General features: G+C 63.8%; 25 protein-coding genes. 10 read left to right on the top strand and 15 right to left on the bottom strand.

The window, feature by feature from the left end; all coding sequences use genetic code 11:
* Both VMR03_RS02545 and hisB read right to left on the bottom strand, forming a co-directional pair.
* Positions 1-2,190, bottom strand: a 2,190-nt coding sequence (locus VMR03_RS02545; RefSeq protein ID WP_325401969.1) for a beta strand repeat-containing protein, incomplete at its 3' end; no start/stop codon positions are given.
* A 229-nt stretch (positions 2,191-2,419) separates the two neighbouring features.
* Positions 2,420-3,031, bottom strand: coding sequence for an imidazoleglycerol-phosphate dehydratase HisB (hisB, locus tag VMR03_RS02540; RefSeq protein WP_325401967.1), 612 nt, complete (start codon positions 3,029-3,031; stop codon positions 2,420-2,422).
* Positions 3,032-3,544: 513 nt separating this feature from the next.
* On the opposite strand from hisB, the gene hslV reads away from it, so the two are divergent.
* Positions 3,545-4,108, top strand: coding sequence for an ATP-dependent protease subunit HslV (hslV, locus tag VMR03_RS02535; RefSeq protein ID WP_325401965.1), 564 nt, complete (start codon positions 3,545-3,547; stop codon positions 4,106-4,108).
* Between the two features lie 26 nt (positions 4,109-4,134).
* The gene (hslU, locus tag VMR03_RS02530; RefSeq protein WP_325401963.1) at positions 4,135-5,442 is read left to right on the top strand and encodes an ATP-dependent protease ATPase subunit HslU; all 1,308 of its coding nucleotides are present in this window, start codon (positions 4,135-4,137) and stop codon (positions 5,440-5,442) included.
* A gap of 134 nt (positions 5,443-5,576) precedes the next feature.
* Here hslU and VMR03_RS02525 read toward each other — a convergent pair whose 3' ends face one another.
* The 4 genes from VMR03_RS02525 to VMR03_RS02510 form a co-directional block, all read right to left on the bottom strand.
* The gene (locus VMR03_RS02525) at positions 5,577-5,957 is read right to left on the bottom strand and encodes a helix-turn-helix transcriptional regulator (protein WP_325401961.1); all 381 of its coding nucleotides are present in this window, start codon (positions 5,955-5,957) and stop codon (positions 5,577-5,579) included.
* Entirely contained in the window at positions 5,954-6,586 is a 633-nt protein-coding gene (locus VMR03_RS02520; protein ID WP_325401959.1) for a Smr/MutS family protein, read from the bottom strand. Before VMR03_RS02520 ends, VMR03_RS02525 begins: the two co-directional genes overlap by 4 nt.
* A gap of 21 nt (positions 6,587-6,607) precedes the next feature.
* Positions 6,608-7,798, bottom strand: coding sequence for a murein transglycosylase A (locus VMR03_RS02515; RefSeq protein WP_325401957.1), 1,191 nt, complete (start codon positions 7,796-7,798; stop codon positions 6,608-6,610).
* A 69-nt stretch (positions 7,799-7,867) separates the two neighbouring features.
* Positions 7,868-8,602, bottom strand: a complete 735-nt coding sequence (locus VMR03_RS02510; RefSeq protein WP_325401955.1) for a Tim44/TimA family putative adaptor protein — start codon at positions 8,600-8,602, stop codon at positions 7,868-7,870.
* A gap of 203 nt (positions 8,603-8,805) precedes the next feature.
* Between VMR03_RS02510 and VMR03_RS02505 the strand changes: the two genes are divergently transcribed.
* Both VMR03_RS02505 and secB read left to right on the top strand, forming a co-directional pair.
* Positions 8,806-9,366, top strand: coding sequence for an FxsA family protein (locus VMR03_RS02505; RefSeq protein ID WP_325401953.1), 561 nt, complete (start codon positions 8,806-8,808; stop codon positions 9,364-9,366).
* Between the two features lie 92 nt (positions 9,367-9,458).
* On the top strand, positions 9,459-9,935 hold the full coding sequence (secB, locus tag VMR03_RS02500; protein WP_325401951.1) for a protein-export chaperone SecB: 477 nt from the start codon (positions 9,459-9,461) through the stop codon (positions 9,933-9,935).
* Positions 9,936-9,947: 12 nt separating this feature from the next.
* Here secB and dnaQ read toward each other — a convergent pair whose 3' ends face one another.
* The 5 genes from dnaQ to VMR03_RS02475 are packed head-to-tail and all read right to left on the bottom strand — an operon-like array spanning position 9,948 to position 13,615.
* Positions 9,948-10,640, bottom strand: coding sequence for a DNA polymerase III subunit epsilon (dnaQ, locus tag VMR03_RS02495; protein WP_325401949.1), 693 nt, complete (start codon positions 10,638-10,640; stop codon positions 9,948-9,950).
* A 44-nt stretch (positions 10,641-10,684) separates the two neighbouring features.
* Positions 10,685-11,311, bottom strand: coding sequence for a dephospho-CoA kinase (gene coaE / locus VMR03_RS02490; RefSeq protein WP_325401947.1), 627 nt, complete (start codon positions 11,309-11,311; stop codon positions 10,685-10,687).
* A gap of 23 nt (positions 11,312-11,334) precedes the next feature.
* The gene (locus tag VMR03_RS02485) at positions 11,335-12,180 is read right to left on the bottom strand and encodes a shikimate dehydrogenase (protein ID WP_325401945.1); all 846 of its coding nucleotides are present in this window, start codon (positions 12,178-12,180) and stop codon (positions 11,335-11,337) included.
* The gene (locus VMR03_RS02480; RefSeq protein WP_325401943.1) at positions 12,177-12,779 is read right to left on the bottom strand and encodes a Maf family protein; all 603 of its coding nucleotides are present in this window, start codon (positions 12,777-12,779) and stop codon (positions 12,177-12,179) included. The genes VMR03_RS02485 and VMR03_RS02480 overlap by 4 nt, the downstream gene beginning before the upstream one ends.
* Before the next feature lie 8 nt (positions 12,780-12,787).
* The gene (locus tag VMR03_RS02475; protein ID WP_325401941.1) at positions 12,788-13,615 is read right to left on the bottom strand and encodes a pyruvate, water dikinase regulatory protein; all 828 of its coding nucleotides are present in this window, start codon (positions 13,613-13,615) and stop codon (positions 12,788-12,790) included.
* Positions 13,616-14,159: 544 nt separating this feature from the next.
* On the opposite strand from VMR03_RS02475, the gene hemE reads away from it, so the two are divergent.
* The 5 genes from hemE to VMR03_RS02450 all read left to right on the top strand — a co-directional run bounded on the left by hemE (position 14,160) and on the right by VMR03_RS02450 (position 19,161).
* Positions 14,160-15,209: a uroporphyrinogen decarboxylase gene (hemE, locus tag VMR03_RS02470; RefSeq protein WP_325401939.1), complete on the top strand. Its 1,050-nt coding sequence runs from the start codon at positions 14,160-14,162 to the stop codon at positions 15,207-15,209.
* Positions 15,206-16,255 carry a ferrochelatase gene (hemH, locus tag VMR03_RS02465; RefSeq protein ID WP_325401937.1) on the top strand — a complete coding sequence of 350 codons (1,050 nt, stop codon included), beginning with the start codon at positions 15,206-15,208 and terminating at the stop codon, positions 16,253-16,255. Before hemE ends, hemH begins: the two co-directional genes overlap by 4 nt.
* Positions 16,252-16,698: a protoporphyrinogen oxidase HemJ gene (gene hemJ / locus VMR03_RS02460; protein ID WP_325401935.1), complete on the top strand. Its 447-nt coding sequence runs from the start codon at positions 16,252-16,254 to the stop codon at positions 16,696-16,698. The genes hemH and hemJ overlap by 4 nt, the downstream gene beginning before the upstream one ends.
* A gap of 345 nt (positions 16,699-17,043) precedes the next feature.
* Positions 17,044-18,309, top strand: coding sequence for a transcription termination factor Rho (gene rho / locus VMR03_RS02455; RefSeq protein WP_325401933.1), 1,266 nt, complete (start codon positions 17,044-17,046; stop codon positions 18,307-18,309).
* Positions 18,310-18,510: 201 nt separating this feature from the next.
* A complete protein-coding gene (locus VMR03_RS02450) occupies positions 18,511-19,161 on the top strand; it encodes a PAS domain-containing protein (protein WP_325401931.1) in 651 nt (216 codons plus the stop codon).
* Here VMR03_RS02450 and VMR03_RS02445 read toward each other — a convergent pair.
* The 4 genes from VMR03_RS02445 to VMR03_RS02430 all read right to left on the bottom strand — a co-directional run bounded on the left by VMR03_RS02445 (position 19,158) and on the right by VMR03_RS02430 (position 21,941).
* Positions 19,158-20,129: a quinone oxidoreductase gene (locus tag VMR03_RS02445; protein WP_325401929.1), complete on the bottom strand. Its 972-nt coding sequence runs from the start codon at positions 20,127-20,129 to the stop codon at positions 19,158-19,160. The genes VMR03_RS02450 and VMR03_RS02445 overlap by 4 nt on opposite strands.
* A 13-nt stretch (positions 20,130-20,142) precedes the next feature.
* Positions 20,143-20,766 (bottom strand): LysE family translocator, encoded by a 624-nt coding sequence (locus VMR03_RS02440; RefSeq protein ID WP_325401927.1) that lies wholly within the window; start codon positions 20,764-20,766, stop codon positions 20,143-20,145.
* 146 nt (positions 20,767-20,912) lie between these two features.
* Positions 20,913-21,605, bottom strand: a complete 693-nt coding sequence (locus VMR03_RS02435) for a dienelactone hydrolase family protein (protein WP_325401925.1) — start codon at positions 21,603-21,605, stop codon at positions 20,913-20,915.
* A 144-nt stretch (positions 21,606-21,749) separates the two neighbouring features.
* Complete coding sequence (locus VMR03_RS02430; protein ID WP_325401923.1) at positions 21,750-21,941, bottom strand: hypothetical protein; 192 nt, start codon at positions 21,939-21,941, stop codon at positions 21,750-21,752.
* A 99-nt stretch (positions 21,942-22,040) separates the two neighbouring features.
* Here VMR03_RS02430 and VMR03_RS02425 point away from each other — a divergent pair.
* Positions 22,041-22,690: LysR family transcriptional regulator (locus VMR03_RS02425; protein WP_325401921.1), on the top strand; the 650-nt coding region annotated here is incomplete at its 3' end.

Raw genomic sequence — 22,690 nt, 5'->3', positions numbered from 1 at the left:
GATCGCCAGCGTGCCGCCGCTCACCGTCGTGCCGCCCGAATAGGTGTTGGTGCCCGAGAGGGTGAAGGTGCCGGTGCCTTCCTTGGTCAGCGCGAGGGTGCCGCCGCCATTTTCGATGACGCCCGAAAACGTCGTCGAACTATCGTCGCCGCCGGTCGTCAATGTCTGGGCGACGCTACCCGCGCCCTGCACCGTGCCGGCGCCGGCGAGCGACCCGATCGTCTGGTCGAAGCCGCCCGTGTTCAGATAGGAGTTGGCTTTGACGGCAACCGCGGAGTTGGCGCTCAACACGTCCGCAGCGCCTTCGGCTTCGAGAGCGACCTTGCCCGTGCCGTCGCCGACGATCGTCGCGCCCGAATAGTCGCTGGCCGCGCCGATCTTGACGACGCCGGTGTCCGAGCCGCTGTTGAGAATGGTGAGCGTGCCACCCACGCCGTCGCCGTCGGAGACGCCGCCCAGAGTGACCGTGTTGCCGCCATTCGTGTCGATAGTGCCGCCTGTCGTGTTGACGGCGAAATCGTTGGTGAAGGTGAGCGTCGCCGCACCGGCCTGGAACGTGCCGCCGTCGAGCGTCACCTTGCCGGTGCCAACCGAACTGTTGTTCGTCGCCTGGAGCGTACCTTCGCTGATCGTGGTCCCGCCCGAATAGGTGTTGGCGCCCGAGAGGGTAAGGGTGCCGCCGCCGGTCTTCACAAGGTCGCCCGCCGTCGCGCCGTCGGCAATCGTGCCCGAGATCGTGTCGGCATTGCCGGTGTCGACGAAGATTGTCGGATCGCCGGCGACCGTCACGTCGTTCGCAAGGTCGATGCCCGTGCCGTCGAGAGTGAGCGTCGTGCCGTTCTCGAAGGCGACATTGCCGCTGCCGAGCGCATTCGCATTGGTGATCGCGAGCGTACCGCCGCTCACCGTCGTGCCGCCCGAATAGGTATTGGTGCCGGAAAGCGTGACCGTCGCGGTGCCGGTCTTCGCGACCGAGCCGGTGCCGGTGATCGTGTTGCCGACGGTCACGTCGTTCGCCGACTGGTCGAAGGTCAGCGTGCCGGTGACATCGACATTGCCGGTGAGGCCCGAGGTCGCGTTGCCGAAGGTGATCTTGTTGTCGCCGCCGGTGAAGGTGATGGCATTCGCGCGCGTCACGCCATCGCCGCCGAGACCGCCGCTGATCGTGCCGCTATTGATGATGGTGAGGTCGGAACCGACGATGCCCGCGCCGCCCGCGCCGTCGACGCCATCAACCGGGGACACAATATATCCGCCTGTACCGGCTGCGCCCAAATTGCCGCCATTGCCGCCGATGATGGTGCCGGAATTGTCGATCGTGGCATCCGCCGCCGATATGCCGGCGCCGCCCGCACCGCCGTCGCCACCATTGCCGCCGCCGGTCACTGTACTCGTGCCGCCATTGCCGCCATTGCCGCCAGCACCGCCGGCAACGGTAGCGGAGTTTGTGAAGATCGCGCCGGTTCCCGTCAGCGCGACGCCGATGCCACCATCGCCGCCATCGCCGCCGTCACCGCCATACGATCGGCTTGTTCCGCCGATACCGCCATTGCCGCCGTCACCGCCGGAGATGGAGCCGCCGGCGCTATTGCTCGAAGGGCCGGCACCCGTGACGACCGCGCCATAGCCGCCGGCGCCGCCGCCGCCACCGCCGCCGCCGGCCGTATTGCCGCCCGCGCCGCCATTGCCACCGTTGCCACCGATATCGCCGCCGATCGAGGTCGTATTGGCAATGCTTCCCGCAATCGTGCCATGCGCGCCGCCATAACCGCCGCCGCCACCGGAGCCACCAACAGGCGTGTCGTAAACAATTATCGCGTCGGCGCCATTGGCCCCGTCGGGCGAGCCTGAGGTGCCGCCGGCAGCATTCGTTCCCGCACTGCCGGCGCCACCCTGACCGCCGGCGCCCCCGCCCGCGGCACCGCCGCCGCCGCCGCCGGCGCCATAGAACGTACCGTCTCCGCCCGCACTTCCCGCGTCTCCGGTCGACCCGGTTCCCCCCGCGCCGCCGGAGCCAGCCGCCATCGATTCACTGGCAGTCCCGCCCGTGCCGCCATCAGCATGTGCAGCCGTCTGTGCGAGCATCAGCGCCGCGATCGCCGTCGTCGAGAGAAGAAGTGGCCGAAGCCCTGCGCCCTGAAAACCCCGTCCCCGCACGCGCGCACGCACGCCCACCCGACGCAACGTCATGACCGCCCCCAAAGAATTTGCCCCGTTTTTCCCGGATTCCTTGTAGCAATCACTCAACTCGGCCGCAATCAGTATTGGCACTCATTGCGTCATTACATGGGATGACTTCGTGCCGCCAAATAGCGGCCGTTTTGGCACAGTTATCAAAGGTTATCACGTAGGCAAAGCATCCCCGCGGGCCGGTCAGCCCCGCAAAAAAATCAGATCGCAGATGACAGATGACGGGGGCTCAGCTGCCGAGCTTGCCCTTGGTCGAGGGAATGCGGTTCGCCGCGCGGGGATCGATCTCGATCGCTTCGCGAAGCGCGCGGGCGAGGCCCTTGAAGCAGGATTCCACGATGTGGTGATTATTCTCGCCGTACATGTTCTCAATGTGCAGCGTGATGCCGGCATTCTGGGCGAAGGCCTGGAACCACTCCTTGAAGAGCTCGGTATCCATCTCGCCGAGCTTGGGCTTCGTGAAATTCACCTTCCAGATCAGGTAGGGGCGCTGCGAAACGTCGATGGAGACGCGTGTGCAGGTTTCGTCCATCGGGATGATGGCCGTTGCATAGCGACGGATGCCCTTGAAGTCACCCAGCGCCTGGCGAACGGCCTCGCCGATGACGATGCCGCTGTCTTCGGTCGTGTGGTGAAAGTCGATGTGCAGGTCGCCGACCGCGCGGACCTTGAGGTCGATCAGCGAATGGCGCGAGAGCTGCTCAAGCATGTGGTCGAGAAAGCCGATGCCGGTATCGACGTCATATTCGCCCGAGCCGTCGAGATCGAGGGAGACGAAGATTTCCGTTTCCTTCGTCTTGCGCTCGATCGTGGCCACGCGGCCTTCGCTCTCGTCCATCATGGCTTTATCGCCCGGTTCCCGCCGAAGCCTCCGGGGCCCGGTGCCCCGCATGGTGCGGCCGCCTTAATTACCAGTCGCGCGGCGGCTGAGCCAGCGCAAAGCCGGCGCTCCGGCCGGGCATTGTGTGATTAAACTTGCAAAACAAAAGCTTAGAAGACGTTAACCAGTCCTCTTAAGTAATGCTCACGTGATACTTCAATAACTATAAGTGGGTTCTTCGCCAAGCTCACCAATTTATTGTAATGACGGGGCAAGAGCTGAAATGGATAGGCGATGAAGGCAGGCAGGGTACAAGCTGTTGACCTCTGCAGACCGTCGCAGCGCCGCGCGAGACTCGGCCGAAAACGGATCGGGCCGTAACGGCGACGGGCTTCGTGCCATCGAGCCGGTTCGCGTCGGCGGCGGGCCGGGCGGGGTCGCTTGACCCGGGGCGCCAAAATCTCCACATCTGGGGCGGCTCCGCGGCTTCCCGGCGGACGGAGCGCCCGGCCCTCTCATCTCGCGGACCTCCTCATGACCGAACCCCATTCCTCGCCCTACGCGCCATGGCACGGCACCACGATCCTGACCGTACGCAAGGGCGGCAAGGTGGTGGTCGCCGGCGACGGACAGGTCTCGATGGGCGACACGATCATGAAGGGCAATGCACGGAAAGTCCGGCCATTGGGCGCCGGCAAGGTGATCGCCGGTTTTGCCGGCGCGACCGCCGACGCCATGACCCTCTTCGAGCGGCTGGAAGGCAAGCTCGAACAATATCCCGGGCAATTGACGCGGGCCTGCGTCGAGCTTGCCAAGGACTGGCGGACCGACCGCTTTCTGCGCCGTCTCGAAGCGCTGATGATCGTCGCCGACGCACAGGCGAGCCTCGTGCTCACCGGCAATGGCGACGTGCTGGAACCCGAAGGCGGCATCGTCGGCATCGGCTCGGGCGGCAATTACGCGCTCGCCGCCGCCAGGGCCCTCGCCGACACCGACCTGACGGCCGAGGAGATCGCACGCAAGGCGCTGAAGATCGCCTCGGAAATCTGCGTCTACACCAACAACAATCTGACTGTCGAAATCCTCGACGCCGTCTGAAGCGCCGCGCCGGAGCATGTTCCCGTATGACCAGTTTTTCCCCGCGTGAAATCGTATCCGAACTCGACCGCTATATCGTCGGTCAGAAGGACGCCAAGCGTGCCGTCGCCATCGCACTCAGGAACCGCTGGCGGCGCCAGCAATTGCCGGAAGATCTGCGCGAGGAAGTGCTGCCGAAGAACATCCTGATGATCGGGCCGACCGGCGTCGGAAAGACCGAAATCTCGCGCCGCCTCGCCAGGCTCGCCGAAGCGCCCTTCATCAAGATCGAGGCGACGAAATTCACCGAGGTGGGCTATGTCGGCCGCGACGTCGAGCAGATCATCCGCGACCTTGTCGAGATCGGCATCGCGATGGTCCGCGAGAAGAAACGCAAGGATGTGCAGGCCAAGGCCCATCTGGCGGCCGAGAACCGCGTTCTCGACGCACTGGTCGGCAAGGGCTCCGGCGAGGCGACGCGGGAGAGCTTTCGCAAAAGGCTTCGGACCGGGGAACTCGACGAGAAGGAGATCGAGGTCGAGGTCGCCGATCAGGGCGGCGGCATGCCGAGCTTCGACATTCCAGGCATGCCGGGGAGCCAGGTCGGCATGATCAATCTCGGCGACATCATGGGGAAAGCCTTCGGCGGGCGGACAAAGACGCGCAAGATGAGCGTCAAGGACTCCTACGAGGTGCTGATCGCGGAGGAATCCGACAAGCTCCTCGATCAGGACCAGCTTACGCAGGAAGCGATCCGCTCCGTCGAGCAGGATGGCATCGTATTTCTGGACGAGGTCGACAAGATCTGTGCCCGCTCCGAACGGCAGGGCGCCGATGTCAGCCGCGAAGGCGTACAGCGCGACCTGTTGCCGCTGATCGAGGGCACCACTGTCTCGACCAAGCACGGGGCGGTGAAGACCGACCACATCCTCTTCATCGCCTCGGGCGCCTTCCATATCGCCAAGCCTTCGGATCTGTTGCCGGAGCTTCAGGGGCGCCTCCCGATCCGCGTCGAGCTGCAGGCTCTGACGCGGGACGATTTCGTTCGCATCCTCACAGAGCCGGAAGCAAGCCTCATCAAGCAATATGTGGCGCTGATGGGAACGGAATCCGTGACGCTCGACTTCACCGAGGACGGTATCGGGGCGATTGCGACCATCGCCGCCGAGGTCAATGCCTCGGTCGAGAATATCGGCGCGCGGCGGCTCCACACGGTGATGGAACGCGTCCTCGACGAGATTTCATTCGGTGCCACCGACCGGGGCGGGCAGACGGTAACGATCGACGCCGCCTATGTGCATGAGCATATCGGCGATCTTTCCAAGAATGCCGACCTGTCGAAGTTCATTCTGTAGTTTCGCGTCGAGCGAATGTCATAAGGACCGGATTATCGCTACTAGCCTGCGGGTGGTTTCACTCTGTAAGTGCCATATTCCGGCTCTTCGCTCGATGCGAAGACGGTGGGGCAGAAATGTCTTCTATGGGCGATTCAATTGGCTTTGGGCGGAGCCCGGCGCGGATTGGGCGGGATCGCCTCGATCAGCCTATCTATTTCGGAGGCGGAGAGAAATGCGATGCGTTCCGAGAGAAGATTGGCGAACTCGGTCGCCTTCGGTGTCAGTCCGGCGGTATCGATGACGATGCGGGGATGGGAAAGACGGGCAAGACGCTCGATTTCTTCGGCCTCGTCCCAGATTACGTTGAAATAGCCGATGATCGCCTGAACGAGGCGCCAGCTCGGCCGGCCGCGCCGACCATGTTCGAGTGCCGAGAGATAGGCTGGCGTCACCCGCAGCGCCGCAGCCATGTCCTTCAGGGCGATGCCGCGGGCGCCTCGCAACTCCCTGAGTTTCTGACCAAAGGGCGTCATTTCCTTTTCCGAAGCCAGAGATAGAAGGCACCCCCGCCGCCATGCCGGGGATGGGCCGGCTGGAAACTTGCCACCTCGGCGCGGAAGGCTGGTTCCTCGAGCCATACCGGTAGGGCCGAACGCAAAATGCCTGAATGTTCAGCGGCTTCGTGGTAGCGCGTGCTGTGCAGGGTATGGCGGCTGAAGGGGCTTTCTCCCTTGCCCGTGATTACCAAAACGCAACGCAGTCCGTCGGCGCGGCAGCCGGCCACGAAACGAAGCAGGCTGACACGGGCTTCCTCGCGACCATGACCATGCAGGTCGAGCCTGGCTTCGGCCTCCACCTGACCACGGGAAAGCCGCTGGCTGGTGCGGCGGTCCAGACCATTGAGGGGAGGAGGCACCGGAGGCTTAGCCGGCTTCATCGTTACGGTAACGGAATGACTTAGAGTGGTTTGTTTCGGTTTCGGAACAAGCAATGGTGCCGGAAGGACATCCGATTCCTCCGGCCAGCTCGGCGCGGAAACGATGCGTCTGCCGGAAAGAGGCTTTGCATCCTTCACCACGGCCCGCCAGAGCTTTTGCTCTTCCTCGCTCAGGACCCGGAGACGACGGCGGCGGACGGGTTTTCCATCGGGATCATCCGCCATGGTACGTCCTCGTCAGGGCGCTCAGCGCGCGGCCAGCGCCGCCGAGGCCAGAGGCTTCGGCAGGATGGCGATCAACTCGCCAGGCTCTTTCATGCGGCCGGCGATCTCGGCCGCTTCGGGACTCGCGCCCCAGAAGACGTCGCCCCGTTGTTCTCCGCGAATGGCGGTACCGGTATCCTGCGCGACCATCAGCCGGCGAAGCGGCTGCAGGCCGGCGTCCGGATCCGGATAGCGACTGTCGAGCCAGAGCAGCGCGCCCAGCGGATGAAAGCTCCTGTCCACAGCCAGACTGCGGCCCGGCGTCAGGCTGACCTGCTCGGCGCCCGGCGGACCGACCTCGGGGCCGACGCCGTCGAGCCGCTTGAAGAAGATGTAGCTGTCGTTCCGGCTTAGTAGCGGTTTGACCTCGTCCGGATGCGCCTCGAGCCAGGCGCGGATCGTCTGCATCGAGACCTCGTCGCGCGGGATGGCGCCGCGTTCGATCAGGAGCTTGCCGATCGAGGTATAGGGCCGGTTGTTCTTGGCCGAGAAGGCGAGGCGTAACAGGCTGCCATTCTCGAGCTGGACGCGGCCGGAGCCCTGCACATGAAGAAAGAAAGCGTCGACCGGATCGGCCAGCCATACCAGCGCCAGACGGTCCGCATCGAGGGTTCCATCGGCCAGCGCGGTTTCAATCTCGGATCGGGTCGGCAACGCGCGGCCGGCGGCGCGGGCGGCGGCATAGGCCGGCGGAAGCGAGAGGATCGGCGTCTGGTACGGCCCGTGACGACCGAGACTGCCCTTCATGACAGGCTCGAAATATCCGGTGAAGAGCGGTCGCTCATCGGCTCCGTCGGCGAACCGGACGGGCGCAAACCAGGTTTCGAAATACCGGCGCGCGGCCCCCTTGCCGGGTCCGACATGGGCGGCTGCCGAACAGGCGGCGTGCCAGTCGCCCGCCGTTCCATAGAGGGCGGCGTCCGTCGCCTTCGGGTCGAGCGGCTCGGTTTTTTCCAGCGCGAGAATGCGCGCGCAGGAACGCCGGAAAGCCGCCAGCGCCGCCGCCTGATCGTCGTCCGCCCAGCCGTCGAGATCGGCGAAGGTCAGGAAACCGGATGCCGTTTGGGCCGGGCCTTCCATCATCTGGCCTTCCGTCATCGAGGCCTCCCCGCTGCCGCAAGCCGAGACGGCCAGCAGGGCGAGGCCGGCCAGCGCCGCAATCCCGTATTTCATGCCCCCTCCGACTTCCCGCGCTGAAAATCCCGTCCGCCGCTTCTTCGGCCCAAGTTCAAAGGCCTGGGCTCAATCGCCAGCGCCGGTTGCGACGAGACGCCAGTTCGGGTCGGCGATCTTGAGATCGCGCTCGAAGGTCCAGACGTCGTTGACCTGGCGCACCGTGACCGGATCGCCCTCGATGACGACGCCGTCTCGGTTCTTGACGCAGGAGGTCAGCTCGCTGGTGAAGGCGACGGTCAGACGGGCGTGCTTGGCTTCGAGCGCAGCCTCCGACAGCACGGCCTTGGTGATGCCGATGAAGTTCTGCTCGACTTCTTCGCCACGGGCCTCGCGGCCGTCGATGACGCTTTCGAAGCTGCGATAGACATGCTCGTCGAGGAGCGGCCGGAGCGCCTGGCGATCGCCCTTGGCGAAGGCCGTGACGATCATTTCATAAGCGATCCGCGCACCGGAGAGAAAGGCTTCGGCGTCGAAGCGGCGATCCGCCAACGCGATCTCGGTCAGGGTCTGGGCGAGCGGCGAACCTTGGGGAGCGATGCCGGCCCAACGGTCCTTCGCGACATAGGGCTCGCGCTGCGGATAGGGGTCGATACCGCTCGCATCGGCCTCGGCAGGCGCGCCGCGTTTCGGCAGGGAAACCACCTTATCGTTGCCGGCGGCGGTCTTCTCCGGCGCGGCATAGGGATCGTAGGGCGGGCGCTCATGGCCGGTGCGCCGGCCAAGCACGCTTCTGAGTTTCAAAAACACACCCACCGCAACCGCGAGCAGGATCAGATTGATAAGGAGCGAACTCTCGCCCATCGAGGGCCACCTTTCACAGATACGATATCTTGTCGGTCCGGACGGTCTTTCCGGCGAATGATGCCCCCCGCACAGGCATCGCAAGCAGGTTTCGCTATAAGGTAGGCCAACCGGCCCGGTTTTACCACCTATGGAGCCGAAAACCGGCGAAGCCCGTTCCATGAATGCGGCCTGTCGCGAACGATCCATCCGATGGAGGTTTCTTGCCAATCCTCGTCCTGCTCGCACTTATCGCCGTACCACTTGTCGAGATCGCGATCTTCGTCGAGGTCGGCGGGCTGATCGGGCCTTTGCCGACCATCGGGCTCGTCGTCGCGGTCGCGCTCGGCGGGACATGGCTGCTGCGCCGGCAGGGCCTCGGCACACTCGCCAAGGCGCAGGCATCGCTCAATCGCGGCGAGATGCCGGTCGCCGAGGTGCTGGACGGCTTCATGCTGATCTTCGCGGCGCTGCTGATGGTGACGCCGGGCCTGCTCACCGACGCCATCGGCCTTCTGCTCCTCGTGCCGGTGCTGCGTCGCCGGCTCGGCGGGATGGTGGCACGCTGGGCGATGGCACACGGGCAGATGCAGGTCTTCGGGATGGACAAGCCGCCCTCGTCGGCCCGGCCGGCAGGCGGACCGCATCGCAACGGGCCGCATGCAAGAGGTGCCGGCCCTATCATCGACGGCGAGGCGGAGGTCATCGATCCGGAGACGCCCCCGGCGGACGGCGGACCGAAGGGCGGCCGCTCGCCCTGGCTCGGCGACGGGCGGAATACCTGAGAAGAGATGCTTCCGGACCGGCTCCGCCTTGTGGCGCGCAACGTTCCGTGTTAGCCAGCGGGCTCCAAATTCCGGTCGCGCAGCGAGGCATCATGTCCGACGAAAATGCTCAGGATCCGCAGATTTCAGAAGAGGCGGCTCCGCAGCTTCGCGTGCTGACGCAGTATATCCGCGACCTCTCCTTCGAGAACCCGAACGCGCCGCGCACGCTCGGGGCCCTCGCGCAGCCGCCGCAGATCGCGGTGCGCGTCGATGTCAACGTGCAGCGCCTCTCCCAGGAAGATTTCGAGATCACGCTCGCCGTCGGCGTCGAGGCGAAAGCGGCGGAAGAAGCGATGTTCCTCGTCGAGCTGCAATATTGCGGGCTTTTCCGCCTTGCCAATATTCCGGCCGAACAGCTCGAGCCGGTCCTGCTCATCGAATGCCCGCGCCAGATCTTCCCCTTCGCGCGGCGCATCATTGCCGACGTGACCCGCGACGGCGGCTTCCCGCCGCTGATGATCGACCCGATCGATTTCGTCGCGCTCTATCAACAGCGCCGCAGCGAAGGCAACGGCCAGCTGAATTGATAGGATTTTCCGTCAGCCGGCGAGCGTAACCCAGAGCGCCTCGGCACCGAGGGTGTCGACGAAGGCCGCATGGGCGGCGCGCTCTTCCTCGCTCAGGCGCGAGGGAAGGGGCGCGGGCCGCAGGCGGCGTTCGCGGACGACAATCGTCGTCGACGCCGCGGCGGCGGCGGTTGCATCGAGCACCAGGCCCGGCTGACGCCCGCCCATCATTTCCAGATAGACCTCGGCGAGCAGTTCCGCGTCGAGCAGCGCGCCGTGCTTCACGCGGCCGGAATTGTCGATGTTGAAACGCCGGCAGAGCGCGTCGAGGCTGTTCTGCGCGCCGGGGAAACGCTTCCTCGCAATGCCGAGCGTGTCGATGGCGCGCTCGAAGACGAGCGGCGCGCGGCCCGCGCGCTTCAACTCGGCATTGAGGAAAGTCATGTCGAAAGAGGCATTGTGGATGACGAGTTGATCGTCGCCGATGAAGGCGAGGAACTCATCGACGATCTCGGCGAATTTCGGCTTGTCGCTCAGAAACTCCGCCGACAGGCCATGAACACGGAAGGCGCCTTCCGGCATGTCGCGCTCGGGATCGATGTAGCGGTGGAAGAAATTCCCGGTCGGCACATGATTGAAGACTTCGAGGCAGCCGAGTTCGACCAGCCTGTGGCCCTCGTCGGGCGAAAGGCCGGTGGTTTCGGTGTCGAGAACGATCTGGCGCATGGAAATTGTCTAGCAGAAATGGGCGAGCCGGGGAATCCCTCGTCCTAGAGGCCGGGCAGCCGTTCCTTCAGCACCTTGCCCTCGCGGGTTTTCAGCGCCTCGACGATTTTCTCGACCACGGCAAAAGCGTGATCGAGGCCCTTGTCGGTCTCGACGATGAAGTCGGCGCGGCGGCGCTTCTCGTCGTCGTGAACCTGCTTGGCGTGGATCGCCGCGAATTTCGCCGCGTCCATGCCGGGGCGCGCGAGAACGCGTTGCTCCTGAATGTGATAGGGCGCGCTCACCACGACGACGACATCGACGCGGGTCTCGCCACCGGTTTCATAGAGCAACGGAATGTCGAGTACGACCATATGATGGCCTTCCGCGGCGGCCTTTTTCAGAAACGCGATCTGCGCCTGGCCGACGAGCGGATGGACGATCGCCTCGAGCTTCTTCATCTCGTGCGGCAGGCCGAGGACGCAGCGCGACAACTCGGCGCGGTCGACGGCATTATCGATAATGCAGGACGGAAAGGCCTTGCGCAGCGGTTCGACCGCCGCGCCGCCTTTGGCATAGAGCGCGTGAACGGCAGCGTCCGCGTCATAGACAGGCACGCCGAGCTGCGCGAACATTTTCGCGGTCTCGGATTTTCCCATGCCGATCGAGCCGGTGAGACCGATAAGCAGCATGTCCTCTCCCTCCGATCCGCCTGTCAGTTTTCGACGATGCCCATATCGGCCAGGACCAGTGCGCGCAGTTCGGCCGTCACCTGCGGACGTATGCCGAACCAGGCCTCGAAGCCCGGTACCGCCTGATGAAGCAGCATGCCGAGACCGTCGACAGTTGCAAGCCCGCGCGCGCGCGCGCGGCGCAACAACGACGTTTCGAGCGGTGTATAGACGATATCGGTGACGAGCGCCGTCGATGGCAGCGCTTCGAGCGGCAACTCGACCTCGCCCGCGCCTTTCATCCCGAGGGTCGTCGTGTTGACGAGAAGGTTCGCGCCGCTGAGCGCGGTGTGCGCCTCCTGCCAATCGACGATACGTGCATGGCGGAGCCTGAGATCGGCGGCGAGGGCCTCGGCGCGGGCGTGAGTCCGGTTGACGATGCGCAGCTCTGGAACGCCTTCGCTTTCGAGCGCGGCGGCGATGGCGCGTGCCGCGCCGCCGGCGCCAATCAGGACCGCGGGACCGCGCGACGACCGCCATGACGGCGCGCGCTCGCGCAGATTGGCGATGAAACCGTAGCCATCGGTGTTGCGGCCTTCCAACCCGCGCGGCGTCGTCACTACGGTATTGACCGCCTTGAGGCGGGCCGCCACATCATCGTGGAATTGCAAAGCCGCGAAAGCCGTTTCCTTGTGCGGGACGGTGATGTTGGCGCCGATGAAACCCCAGGTCGAAAGATCGCGCAGCGTCGCGACGAAATCCTCCGGCGGGACGGCGAGGCGTTCATAGACGGCGTTCTCGACACCGTATTTCCTGATCCAGAAATTGTGGATCAGGGGCGAGCGCGAATGGGTGATCGGCCAGCCGATGACACAGACCTTGCGGATCATGCGAGCGCCACTCCCTGGCGGCGAAGCTCGGCGAGCAGCGGCAGAAGCGGCAGGCCGAGGATGGTGAAATAATCGCCTTCGATCTTCTCGAAAAGCTGGATGCCGGGCCCTTCAAGCTGGTAGCAGCCGACGCTCGTCTTCACCTTCTCGCCCAGCCTGGCGAGATAGGTGTCGAGGAAGCCGTCCGAGAAATCGCGCATGGTGAGCCGCGCCCGATCGGAAAAGGACCAGAGCACCATGCCTGCTCTCGCCAGCACGACACCGCTGTGGAGAATATGGGTACGTCCGCGGAATTTGAGAAGATTGGCCCGCGCCTCGTCCATGTCGCGCGGCTTGTCGAAGCGCATATCTTCGCAGGAGAGAATTTGGTCGGCGCCGATGACGAAAGCATCGTGTTCTCCATGGCTCACGGCAGCGGCTTTCGCCATAGCAAGTTCGAGTGCCAGCGCATCGGTGCCGGCCTCATCGACGGGGCCACGAAAGAGACGCTTTACGGCGTCCTCATCGACGCCGGAATCGCGTACCGAGAAATCGAGGCCGGCCCCAGCGAGCAGCGTCGCGCGCACCTTGCTGCCGGATGCGAGGATGAGTTTGGACATGACGCGTCTCAACCGACTTCTTTCTGCCGCTCATTGTAGAGGTTTAGAACGGCCGCCGCCGTTTCTTCTATCGAGCGCCGGGTGACGTCGATGACGGGCCAGCCATGGCGCGCGCAGAGACGGCGAGCGAAAGCGACCTCCTCGGCGACAGCGTCGCGGTCGACATAGCTCGTGTCGGTGTCTTCGCGGAGCGACAGAAGCCGGTTCTTGCGGATCTGGATCAAACGATCCGGGCTCGTCGTCAGGCCGACGATCAGGGGATGGCTCGCGGTTTCGAGATCGGGCGGCAGCGCGACGCTCGGCACGACCGGTATGTTCGCCGCCTTGATGCCACGATTGGCGAGATAGATGCAGGTCGGCGTCTTCGATGTGCGGCTGACGCCGACCAAGATGATGTCGGCCAGGTTGAGATCGCCAGCGGATTGTCCGTCGTCATGCGCCATCGTGTAGTTGAGCGCCTCGATGCGGCCGAAATATTCGGCGTTCATCGTGTGCTGCAAACCCGGCTTGTGGGACGATTCGCGGCCCAGATAGGTGCCAAGCGCGACCATGACCGGATCGAGAACCGAGATGCAGGGCGTCTGCAACTCGGCGCAGCGTGCTTCAAGACGCTGGCGCAACTCGTCGTTCACCATCGTGAACATGACGATGCCGGGCGCGGCCTCGATCTCGGCGAGCACGCGCTCGAGCTGTTTCGGGCCCCGCACCAGCGCATAGACGTGCTCGATCGGATGGGCGTCTTCATATTGGGCGCAGGCCGCGCGTGCGACCGCGTTCAGCGTCTCGCCGGTCGCGTCGGAAACCAGATGAAGATGAAAGACACGCCGCGAGGCCATGGAATCCGCCGGTTGTTGCACGGGCGAAAAGCTACCCGGCCGCGGTCAAGTTATCGGGGTGCCTCTTGCGGTGCCAGAGTTTTTGCGGCAAGAGGGTTTGCAACGAATATGCGGTCGAGCCTGTGGATAGCTGTGTTTAACGGGCGTAACTCAGCGCTTCGCGGCAGGGGCTGAAAATTCCACCCCGCTTCGGCCGATCGCTCCCCGATGTCATGCGCCGCTGGATGAAAAGTCCCTGCCGAGCGCGCATCATGGGGATGAATGAAGAAGGGCCGGACGCGACTTTCTGTCCCCGTTGTTCACAAGGCGCGATGGTTTACGATCCACAAGCCAACTCGCTGCGTAAGATGGATAGTCGCAGCGATCTGAAAATCCGCGCACAGATGCGGACGGAATAATGGGGATGGAAAGTGAGCGCCGGAGAGAATGCGGTCTTGTGGATAGCTCGCATGACAAGTCGCCGGAGCTTTTGATCCCCGACATCCACAGCTATCCTTCACTACCCCAACCTAGACTCTAAGCTTTATTGAAGAGAGCGATCCCTGTGAGTCACGAGACCGGAGCCGAGACCAAGCGCCTGATTCGTGCGCTCAAGGGTATGTCTGTCGACCAGACGCCGATCTGGTTGATGCGCCAAGCCGGACGCTATCTTCCCGAGTACAAAAAAACGCGGGCCGAGGCCGGAAGTTTCCTCGACCTTTGCTACAATCCGGACCTTGCGGAAGAAGTGACGTTGCAGCCGATCAGGCGTTACGGCTTCGACGCGGCGATCCTCTTTTCGGACATTCTCGTCATTCCCGACGCACTTGGTCAGACGGTTTCCTTCCGGGAAGGCGAGGGCCCGGTGCTCGATCCGATCACGCGGCTCGAACAGTTGGACGAGCTCGACACAGGTAGCGTCCTGGAAAGGCTTCAGCCGGTCTATGAGACGGTGCGGCGGCTCAAGGCCAGCCTCCCCGCTGAAACCGCCTTGATCGGCTTTGCAGGGGCTCCCTGGACCGTGGCGACCTATATGGTAGGCGGGCGAACCTCCTCCGATCAGGCGGCAGCGAAACTCTGGGCTTACCGTGCACCGGAAGCCTTTCAGAAACTGATCGATATTCTGACCGAGGCGACGATCCTGCACCTGACGGCACAGGTCGAAGCAGGTGCCGAAATCGTGCAGATCTTCGATACCTGGGCGGGCTCGCTGCCCGAGGCCCAGTTCCGGACCTATTCGATCGCGCCGACAAAGAAAATAATCCATGGCCTTCGCGCGAAGTTTCCAGGTCTGCCGGTGATCGGTTTTCCGCGTGGCGCCGGCGCCCTTGCCATCGACTATGTCAGGTCGACGGAAATTTCAGGCGTCAGTCTCGACACGGGCATGTCGCCGGCTTGGGCCCGCGACAACCTCCAGACGCTTGCCTGTTTGCAGGGCAATCTCGATCCGCTGTTGCTGGTCGCGGGAGGTGCAGAGATGCGGGAGGCTGCGACGCGTATCCTGAAGGCGCTGTCTCACGGTCCCTTCATCTTCAATCTCGGCCATGGCATCGTCCCGCAGACGCCGCCCGATCACGTCGCGGAGCTGGTCGAATTCATACGGGCCGCAAAATGATGAGCGGCAAGAAGAAGAAGCTCGCCGTCGTGCTTTTCAATCTCGGCGGACCGGACAGACCGGATGCGGTCGAGCCTTTCCTGTTCAATCTCTTCAGCGACCCGGCGATCATCCGGGTACCGCAGCCTCTTCGGTGGCTGATCGCAAAGATCGTTTCACGTCGTCGTGCGCCATTAGCGAAAGAGATCTATGCGCAGATCGGTGGGGGCTCGCCGATCGTGCCCCTGACCGAAGCCCAGGGACGGGCATTGGAGATGGCGCTGTCCGATCAAGCTGACGAGGTGAAATGTTTCCTCGCCATGCGCTACTGGCGCCCTTTCGCGGATGAGGCGGCACAGGCGGTGAAGGCATGGGGGGCGGATGAAGTCGTCCTTTTGCCACTTTATCCCCAATATTCGACAACGACGACGAAATCCTCCCTCAAGGATTGGGACAGGGCGGCGAAGGTCGCCGGGCTTTCGCTGCCGATCCGAACCATCTGCTGCTACCCGGTCGAGGAGGGGTTCATCGCTGCGCATGCGGGTCTGCTTGGGGAGGCGCTGACGAAGTTCGCCCCGGGCGAATCCGTGCGTGTGCTTTTCTCCGCGCATGGCCTGCCGAAAAAGATCGTCGAGGGTGGCGATCCTTATCAAGCCCAGGTCGAGGCGACTTGCGCCGCGGTGGTTGCCAAACTTGGGGTCGCCAAGCTCGGGCTGACGGGTCTCGACTGGATCACCTGCTATCAGAGCCGGGTCGGGCCGCTCGAATGGATCGGGCCGGCGACGGACAAGGAGATCGAGCGCGCGGGGCGTGAGGGCAAAAGCCTCGTCGTCGTCCCGATCGCCTTCGTCTCGGAGCATTCCGAAACGCTGGTCGAACTTGACATGGAATATGGAAAGTTGGCCGCCGAGGCGGGCGTGCCGCGCTATGTCCGCGTGCCGGCGCTCGGGACCGAGCCCCGTTTCATCGCAGGCCTGGCAAATCTGGTGCGTGCGGTCCGCGAGACGGGCGGGGTGCTTTGCCCCGAGGAAGCGGCCGGGCGGCCCTGCGGCGAGGAGGCGAGATGAGCGAAACCCTGGCGGCGGCCTATCCCTGGCTCAAGGCGCTCCACGTCATTTCGGTGATCTTCTGGATGGCTGGCATGGCCTATCTGCCGCGGCTCTTCGTCTATCACGCGGAGGCGGCGGCCGGCTCCGACAAGTCGGAAACTTTCAAGGTGATGGAACGTCGGTTGCTGAGGGGGATCATCAACCCGGCCATGGGGGCGACGTTCCTCTTTGGAGGGTTGATGCTCTGGGCCAATCCGGCGCTGCTCGCGGAACCCTGGATGCACGCAAAGCTCACGCTCGTTCTGGTCATGGCCGGGCTGCACGGGTTTTTCTCGAGGTGGCGGCGGGATTTCGAGGCCGACCGGAACCACAGACCGGCACGCTTCTACCGGATCGTCAACGAGGCGCCGCCGGTCCTCGTCGTCTTCATCGTCATTCTGGTGATTGTCCGGCCTTTCTAGACGAGGCGGTTTAGGCGGCCAGGGGCCACCACACAAAACCATTTGAAATTCGGGGCTTCCGGGCTTATATGAGTTTTAACGCCGGAGTTCTTCCGGCAGTCTTCCTGACGTCGAATGCGCTACCCGTGAGAGCCTGACACAAGGGCCGAAAGACGACGGAGCGGTACGACGAAACCGGACGCGCCGAGAGCGCGTTGTGGCAGGGAAGGCTAAGGGCCTCCCCAAACTTCTAAAGTTTCCCGGCTTCCAAACTCCACGTTCCCTCATTTATCCCCTTCCCCCGCGTTCAGCAGATACTCGACCGGATATCGCGACCGGGTTCTCCCAAGAAAGCATCCATACCCAATGCCGCAGATCAAACTGCAGGACCTCAAGGCCAAAGGGCCGACCGAACTCCTGAAACTCGCCGAAGAGCTCGAGGTCGAGAACGCCTCGACGCTCCGGACGCAGGACATGATGTTCGCGATCCTGAAGCAATATGCCGAACAGGGCATCGACATCATCGGCGAAGGCGTCGTCGAAGTGCTGCCCGACGGCTTCGGTTTCCTGCGTTCGCCGGAAGCCAATTACCTGCCGGGTCCCGACGACATCTATGTCTCGCCCTCGCAGATCCGGCGCTTCTCGCTCAGGACCGGCGATACGGTCGAAGGCGAAATCCGCAGCCCCAAGGACGGCGAGCGCTATTTCGCGCTTCTCAAGGTCTCGACCGTCAATTTCGAAAGCCCGGACAAGGCGCGCCACAAGGTTCACTTCGACAATCTGACGCCGCTCTATCCCGACGAAAAGCTCGAGATGGAAGTCGACGATCCGACGCTGAAGGATCGTTCCTCGCGCGTCATCGACATCGTCGCGCCGCTCGGCAAGGGCCAGCGCGGGCTGATCGTTGCGCCGCCGCGGACCGGCAAGACGGTGCTCCTTCAGAACATCGCCCATTCGATCACGACCAATCATCCCGAATGCTATCTGATCGTGCTGCTGATCGACGAGCGGCCGGAAGAAGTCACCGACATGCAGCGCTCGGTGAAGGGCGAGGTCATTTCCTCGACCTTCGACGAACCGGCGCAACGCCACGTTCAGGTGGCCGAAATGGTGATCGAGAAGGCCAAGCGCCTTGTCGAACATGGCCGCGACGTCGTCATCCTGCTCGACTCGATCACGCGTCTCGGCCGCGCCTACAACACCGTCGTTCCTTCCTCGGGCAAGGTGCTGACGGGCGGTGTCGATGCCAATGCGTTGCAGCGGCCCAAGCGCTTCTTCGGCGCGGCGCGCAACATCGAGGAGGGGGGCTCGCTCACCATCATCGCGACCGCGCTCATCGACACCGGCTCGCGCATGGACGAAGTCATCTTCGAAGAGTTCAAGGGCACCGGTAACTCGGAAATCATTCTCGACCGCAAGATCGCCGACAAGCGCGTCTTTCCGGCCATCGACATCATCAAGTCGGGCACCCGCAAGGAAGAGCTGCTGGTCGAGAAGGGCACGCTGTCGAAGATGTATGTGCTCAGGCGCATCCTCAATCCGATGGGCACGGTCGACGCGATCGAGTTCCTGCTCGACAAGCTCAAGCAGACCAAGAACAACAGCGAATTCTTCGACTCGATGAATACCTGATCCGTCGGCGCTACAACGGATTCGGGCGCCGCATCACGAAATGCGGCGCCCGTTATTTTTTCAGCCTGCTATTTTCCCTGACGTTCACGGTCGCCCGGCCGCTCGCACATTGTCGGCCGGCATCTTCTGTGACTATGATTGAAACGGGACGCCCGCTTTGATCCAGGATGGATGCGGGCCGGAAATGGGCGGGTGGACGGCATGACCAACGGCAGCGCCGGTGAAGAGCGACGTGTATGGGCGCATCCGCTGCTGCAGTGGTCGAACATCGAAAGAGTGAAGGCGCGTTTGCCCGAGAGTGCGCCGGCGGCGCCTCAGGGCGCGGGCGAGATCCGATTTTCGAATGTCGGCCGCGAATTCTACGCCTGGTGGCTGGCCGCCCGTGGCGACCGTCCCATGCCTTCGGCCGAAGATGTCGATCCGCGCGCGCTGGTCGAGCTTCTTCCCTATCTGCGTTATCTGAGCTGGGAGGATGAGGAGCGCCTCGTCTTCCGCATCTATGGCAGCGCGCTGGTGGAAGCCGGCGGCATCGACCTCACCGGCTATGACGTCTTCAATCCCTTCGATCCCGCCGAGCGGGCGACGGATCAGGCGAGGATGCGCCTCCTGCACGCACGGCCCTGCGGCTTGGTGATGATCCGCGACATCCCCGACCGGGCGGGCCGGATCTATCCTTGCGAATTCCTGACGCTGCCGATCGCACCGGGCGATGACGGAAAAAACCGCATCATCGGGACTATCGTTCCGGCGATGAAAATCGCCGAATGGAATGTCGACGTCGTTTTCGACCGGACGCTGACGCTACGCCAGTCGGCCTTCCTCGACATCGGCTTCGGCGTGCCGGAAGACTAGGGCAGCAGCACAGTCGCGCCCGTCGTTTTCCTTGCTTCGAGGTCGCGATGCGCTTGCGCGGCGTCGGCGAGTTTGTAGCGCTGGCCGATCTCGATCCTGACCGCGCCTTTCGCAACGACGTCGAAAACCTCGGCGCCGATTTCGGCATAGTCTTTCGGCGAGGCGGCATAGGTCGCGAGCGTCGGCCGGGTGACATAGAGCGACCCCTTCTGCGCGAGGATGCCGAGATCGACGCCGGTGACGGGCCCCGACGCATTGCCGAAGGAAACGAGAAGTCCGCGGGGCGCGAGGCAGTCGAGCGAGGTGAGGAACGTATCCTTGCCGACGCCGTCATAGACGACGGGGACTTTCTTCCCGCCGGTGATTTCCTTCACGCGCTCGACGACATTCTCGGTCCGGTAATTGATGACGTGGTCGCAGCCATGGGCCTTGGCGATCGCGACCTTGTCGTCCGAGCCCACCGTGCCGATGACGGTGCAGCCCAGATGTTTCGCCCATTGCGTCGCGATGAGACCGACGCCGCCGGCCGCCGCATGCCAGAGGATGGTCTGGCCTTTCTCGACGCGGAAGGTCCGCCGCAACAGATATTCGGCGGTGGCACCTTTCAGCAGAAGAGAGGCGGCCGCTTCGTCGCTGACGCCGTCCGGAAGGGGAAGCGCGCGCGCCGCCGGAACATTGGTCAGCTCGGCATAGGCGCCGCCGCTATTATAGGCGACGCGCTGGCCCGGTTTTACGTTGGTCACGCCATCGCCCACCGCGTCGACGACACCGGCGGCTTCGCTGCCGAGCGTGAAGGGGAGTTTCACCGGATAGAGGCCGGAGCGGAAATAGGTCTCGATGAAGTTGAGGCCGATCGCCTTGTTGCGGACGCGGATCTCGCCGGCGCCCGGATCGGGAAGATCGATCTCCTCGAATTGCAGAACCTCGGGACCGCCGGTCTTGTGGATGCGAATGGCTCTGGTCTTCATGTCGATAACTCCTTCAGCGCCGGGCAAGCGCGAGACTGAGCCCTGCGGCCGCGAGAACGGCGCCGGTCGTCCTGTTGCGGATTTTCTGCGCGCGCGGGCTCTTGAGATACGGGGCGAGCCGACCTGCGGCCACCGCATAGGTGCCGTCGGACAGCGCGCTCAACAGGATGAAGCTGACCGCAAGCAGGATCAGTTGCGGCATCGCCGGCCGCTCCGGCGAAATGAATTGCGGGAAAAAGGCCGCATAGAAAGCCAGCGTCTTCGGATTGGTCAGCGAGATCAGAAGCCCACGGCGATAAAGGACGGAGGGACGCAGGCGCGGTGAGGAGACGCCGATGCCGTCATCCGTTTCGACCGGTGCGCGCCAGGCGGAAAATCCGAGCCAGACGAGATAGGCCGCGCCGACGAGCTTCAGCACCTCGGCCCAGGTGCCGAGCGCGGCGAGAAGCGAGGCGAGGCCCGCCGTGACCAGCATCATGTGAATGCAGAGGGCACTGGTCGATCCGGCGAGCCCGATCAGCGCATCGCGCGGCCCCTGACGGATGCCCGTCGTGACGAGATAGGTGACGACCGGGCCGGGAACGATGCAGACCAGAAGCGTCGCCGCCACGAAAGCGAGATAGAGGTTGAGTGTCATGTCTGCCTCGGGTCGTCATTGCGAGGAGCCCTCGGGACGCGCCTTCGGCGCGCCCAAGGACAGGCTCCACGACGAAGCAATCCAGCTCTTTGCTTTTCCGGCTCTGGATTGCTTCGCTGCGCTCGCAATGACGGAGTGGATGTGTCTCAGCCGAGATTCTTCTTGAAGAAGGCCAGCGTCCGGGCATTCGCCTCGTCGGCCGCCTGCTTGTCATAATGCGCGCCGCCGACGCGGGCGAAGGCGTGGTTCTGTTCGGCATATTGATGGATTGTGACGAGCGGGTTGTCGCGGAGATCGTCGATGATCTCCTGCTGCGCGCCCGCATTGACGAATTCGTCCTTGCCGGCGATGTGGAGCATCAGCGGCTTCTTCAGATATTCGGCGTCGGCGAGGCGTGTCTGGATGTTGACGCCGTAATAGCCGACCGAGGCGTCGCTGTCGGTCTTGCAGGCGGTGAGATAGGCGAGCTGGCCGCCGAGGCAGTAGCCGACCGCGCCGACCTTGCCGGTCGTCATCGGGCGCAGCGTCCTGATGGTCGCCGCGATATCGGCGACGCCGTGATCCACATTGAAGGCGCCGAAAAGGTCGAAGGCCCTCTTCCATTCGGCGTCGGTCTTGTCGGTGATGTCGATGCCGGGCTCGATGCGCCAGAAGAGATCGGGGCAGAGCGCGACATAGCCTTCGCCGGCGAGCCAGTCGGTCAGGTCGCGCATGACCTTGTTGACGCCGAAGATTTCCTGAATGACGACGATGCCGGGACCGGTGCCCGATTTGGGCTTTGCCAGATAGCCGGAAAAATCGCCGTCTTGTCCCTTGATGGTGATGGTTTCGCCGCTCATGGCTCTGGCCTCCTCGTCACGGATGAAATGGGTGGACGGGACTTTAGCCGGGGCGCGGAGGGCAGGCGAGACTTAACGGCGTTCTTGAAATGAAGAAGGGGCGCAGAAACCCGCGCCCCTTGCGATGATTTACCGGTTGCGGGCTTACCAGCGGGCGTCGAGCGCCTCGCGGGAAACCGCGATCTTCTTCGCCGCGACGGCGGCCGGCAGCGTCTCGCTGCGACGACGCTCAAGCTGACGAGTGGACGGGCGGGCGGGCGCCTTCGCCGCGAGCGACCCTGCGGCGACGCTGATCGCGTCGACATAGGAGCGGGCAAAAAGGCTGGAGATGTTCATTTTATTCACCAATGTGTTCGTGTTGCAGGGAAGATGGTGCTTTTGAGAGGGCTAATCAAACGATGACTTTTCACAGCAGATGTGAGAATATCTAACACTATGAGCCACCGCCGACTGCCACCGCTGAACGCGCTCCGGGCCTTCGAGGCCGCCGCCCGGCATGGCAGCTTCTCGCGCGCCGCCGATGAACTCCATGTCACCCATGCGGCGGTCAGCCATCAGGTGCGGGCCCTGGAAGAAGAGGCGGGTGTCGCGCTCTTCCACCGCACGGGCCGCGCCGTCGAGCTGACCGATGCGGGGCGGGCGCTGTTGCCGGTCCTGTCCCAGGCTTTCGATCAGATCGCCGATGGTTGGGCGCAGGCACTTGGCCAGGAAGGCGGGCCGCTCACCGTTTCGGTCGAGCCGAGTTTCGCGGCACGCTGGCTGGTGCTCCGGCTCGGCCGCTTCTACCGCGCCCATCCCGAGATCGAGCTTCGTCTTCTTCCCTCCGCCGAGGTCACCGATTTCGAGCGCCAGAATGTCGATCTTGGCATTCGCTACGGGCTGGGCGGCTGGAGCGACGTGATCGCCGAGAAGCTGTTCGAGGCGACCGTCTATCCGGTCTGCAGCCCGCTTCTCATCGATCCGAAAAAGCCGATCCGCAAACCGGAAGACCTTCGCCATTATCCTCTGCTGCATGAAGAGACGATGGGGCACTGGCTGCAATGGCTCGAAGCGGCCGGCGTCAAGAATCCGAAATGGGCGGCGCG

It is taken from the genome of Parvibaculum sp. (genome assembly GCF_035511255.1).
GTDB lineage: Bacteria > Pseudomonadota > Alphaproteobacteria > Parvibaculales > Parvibaculaceae > Parvibaculum.
This window is presented reverse-complemented; position numbering and strand designations above follow the sequence as displayed.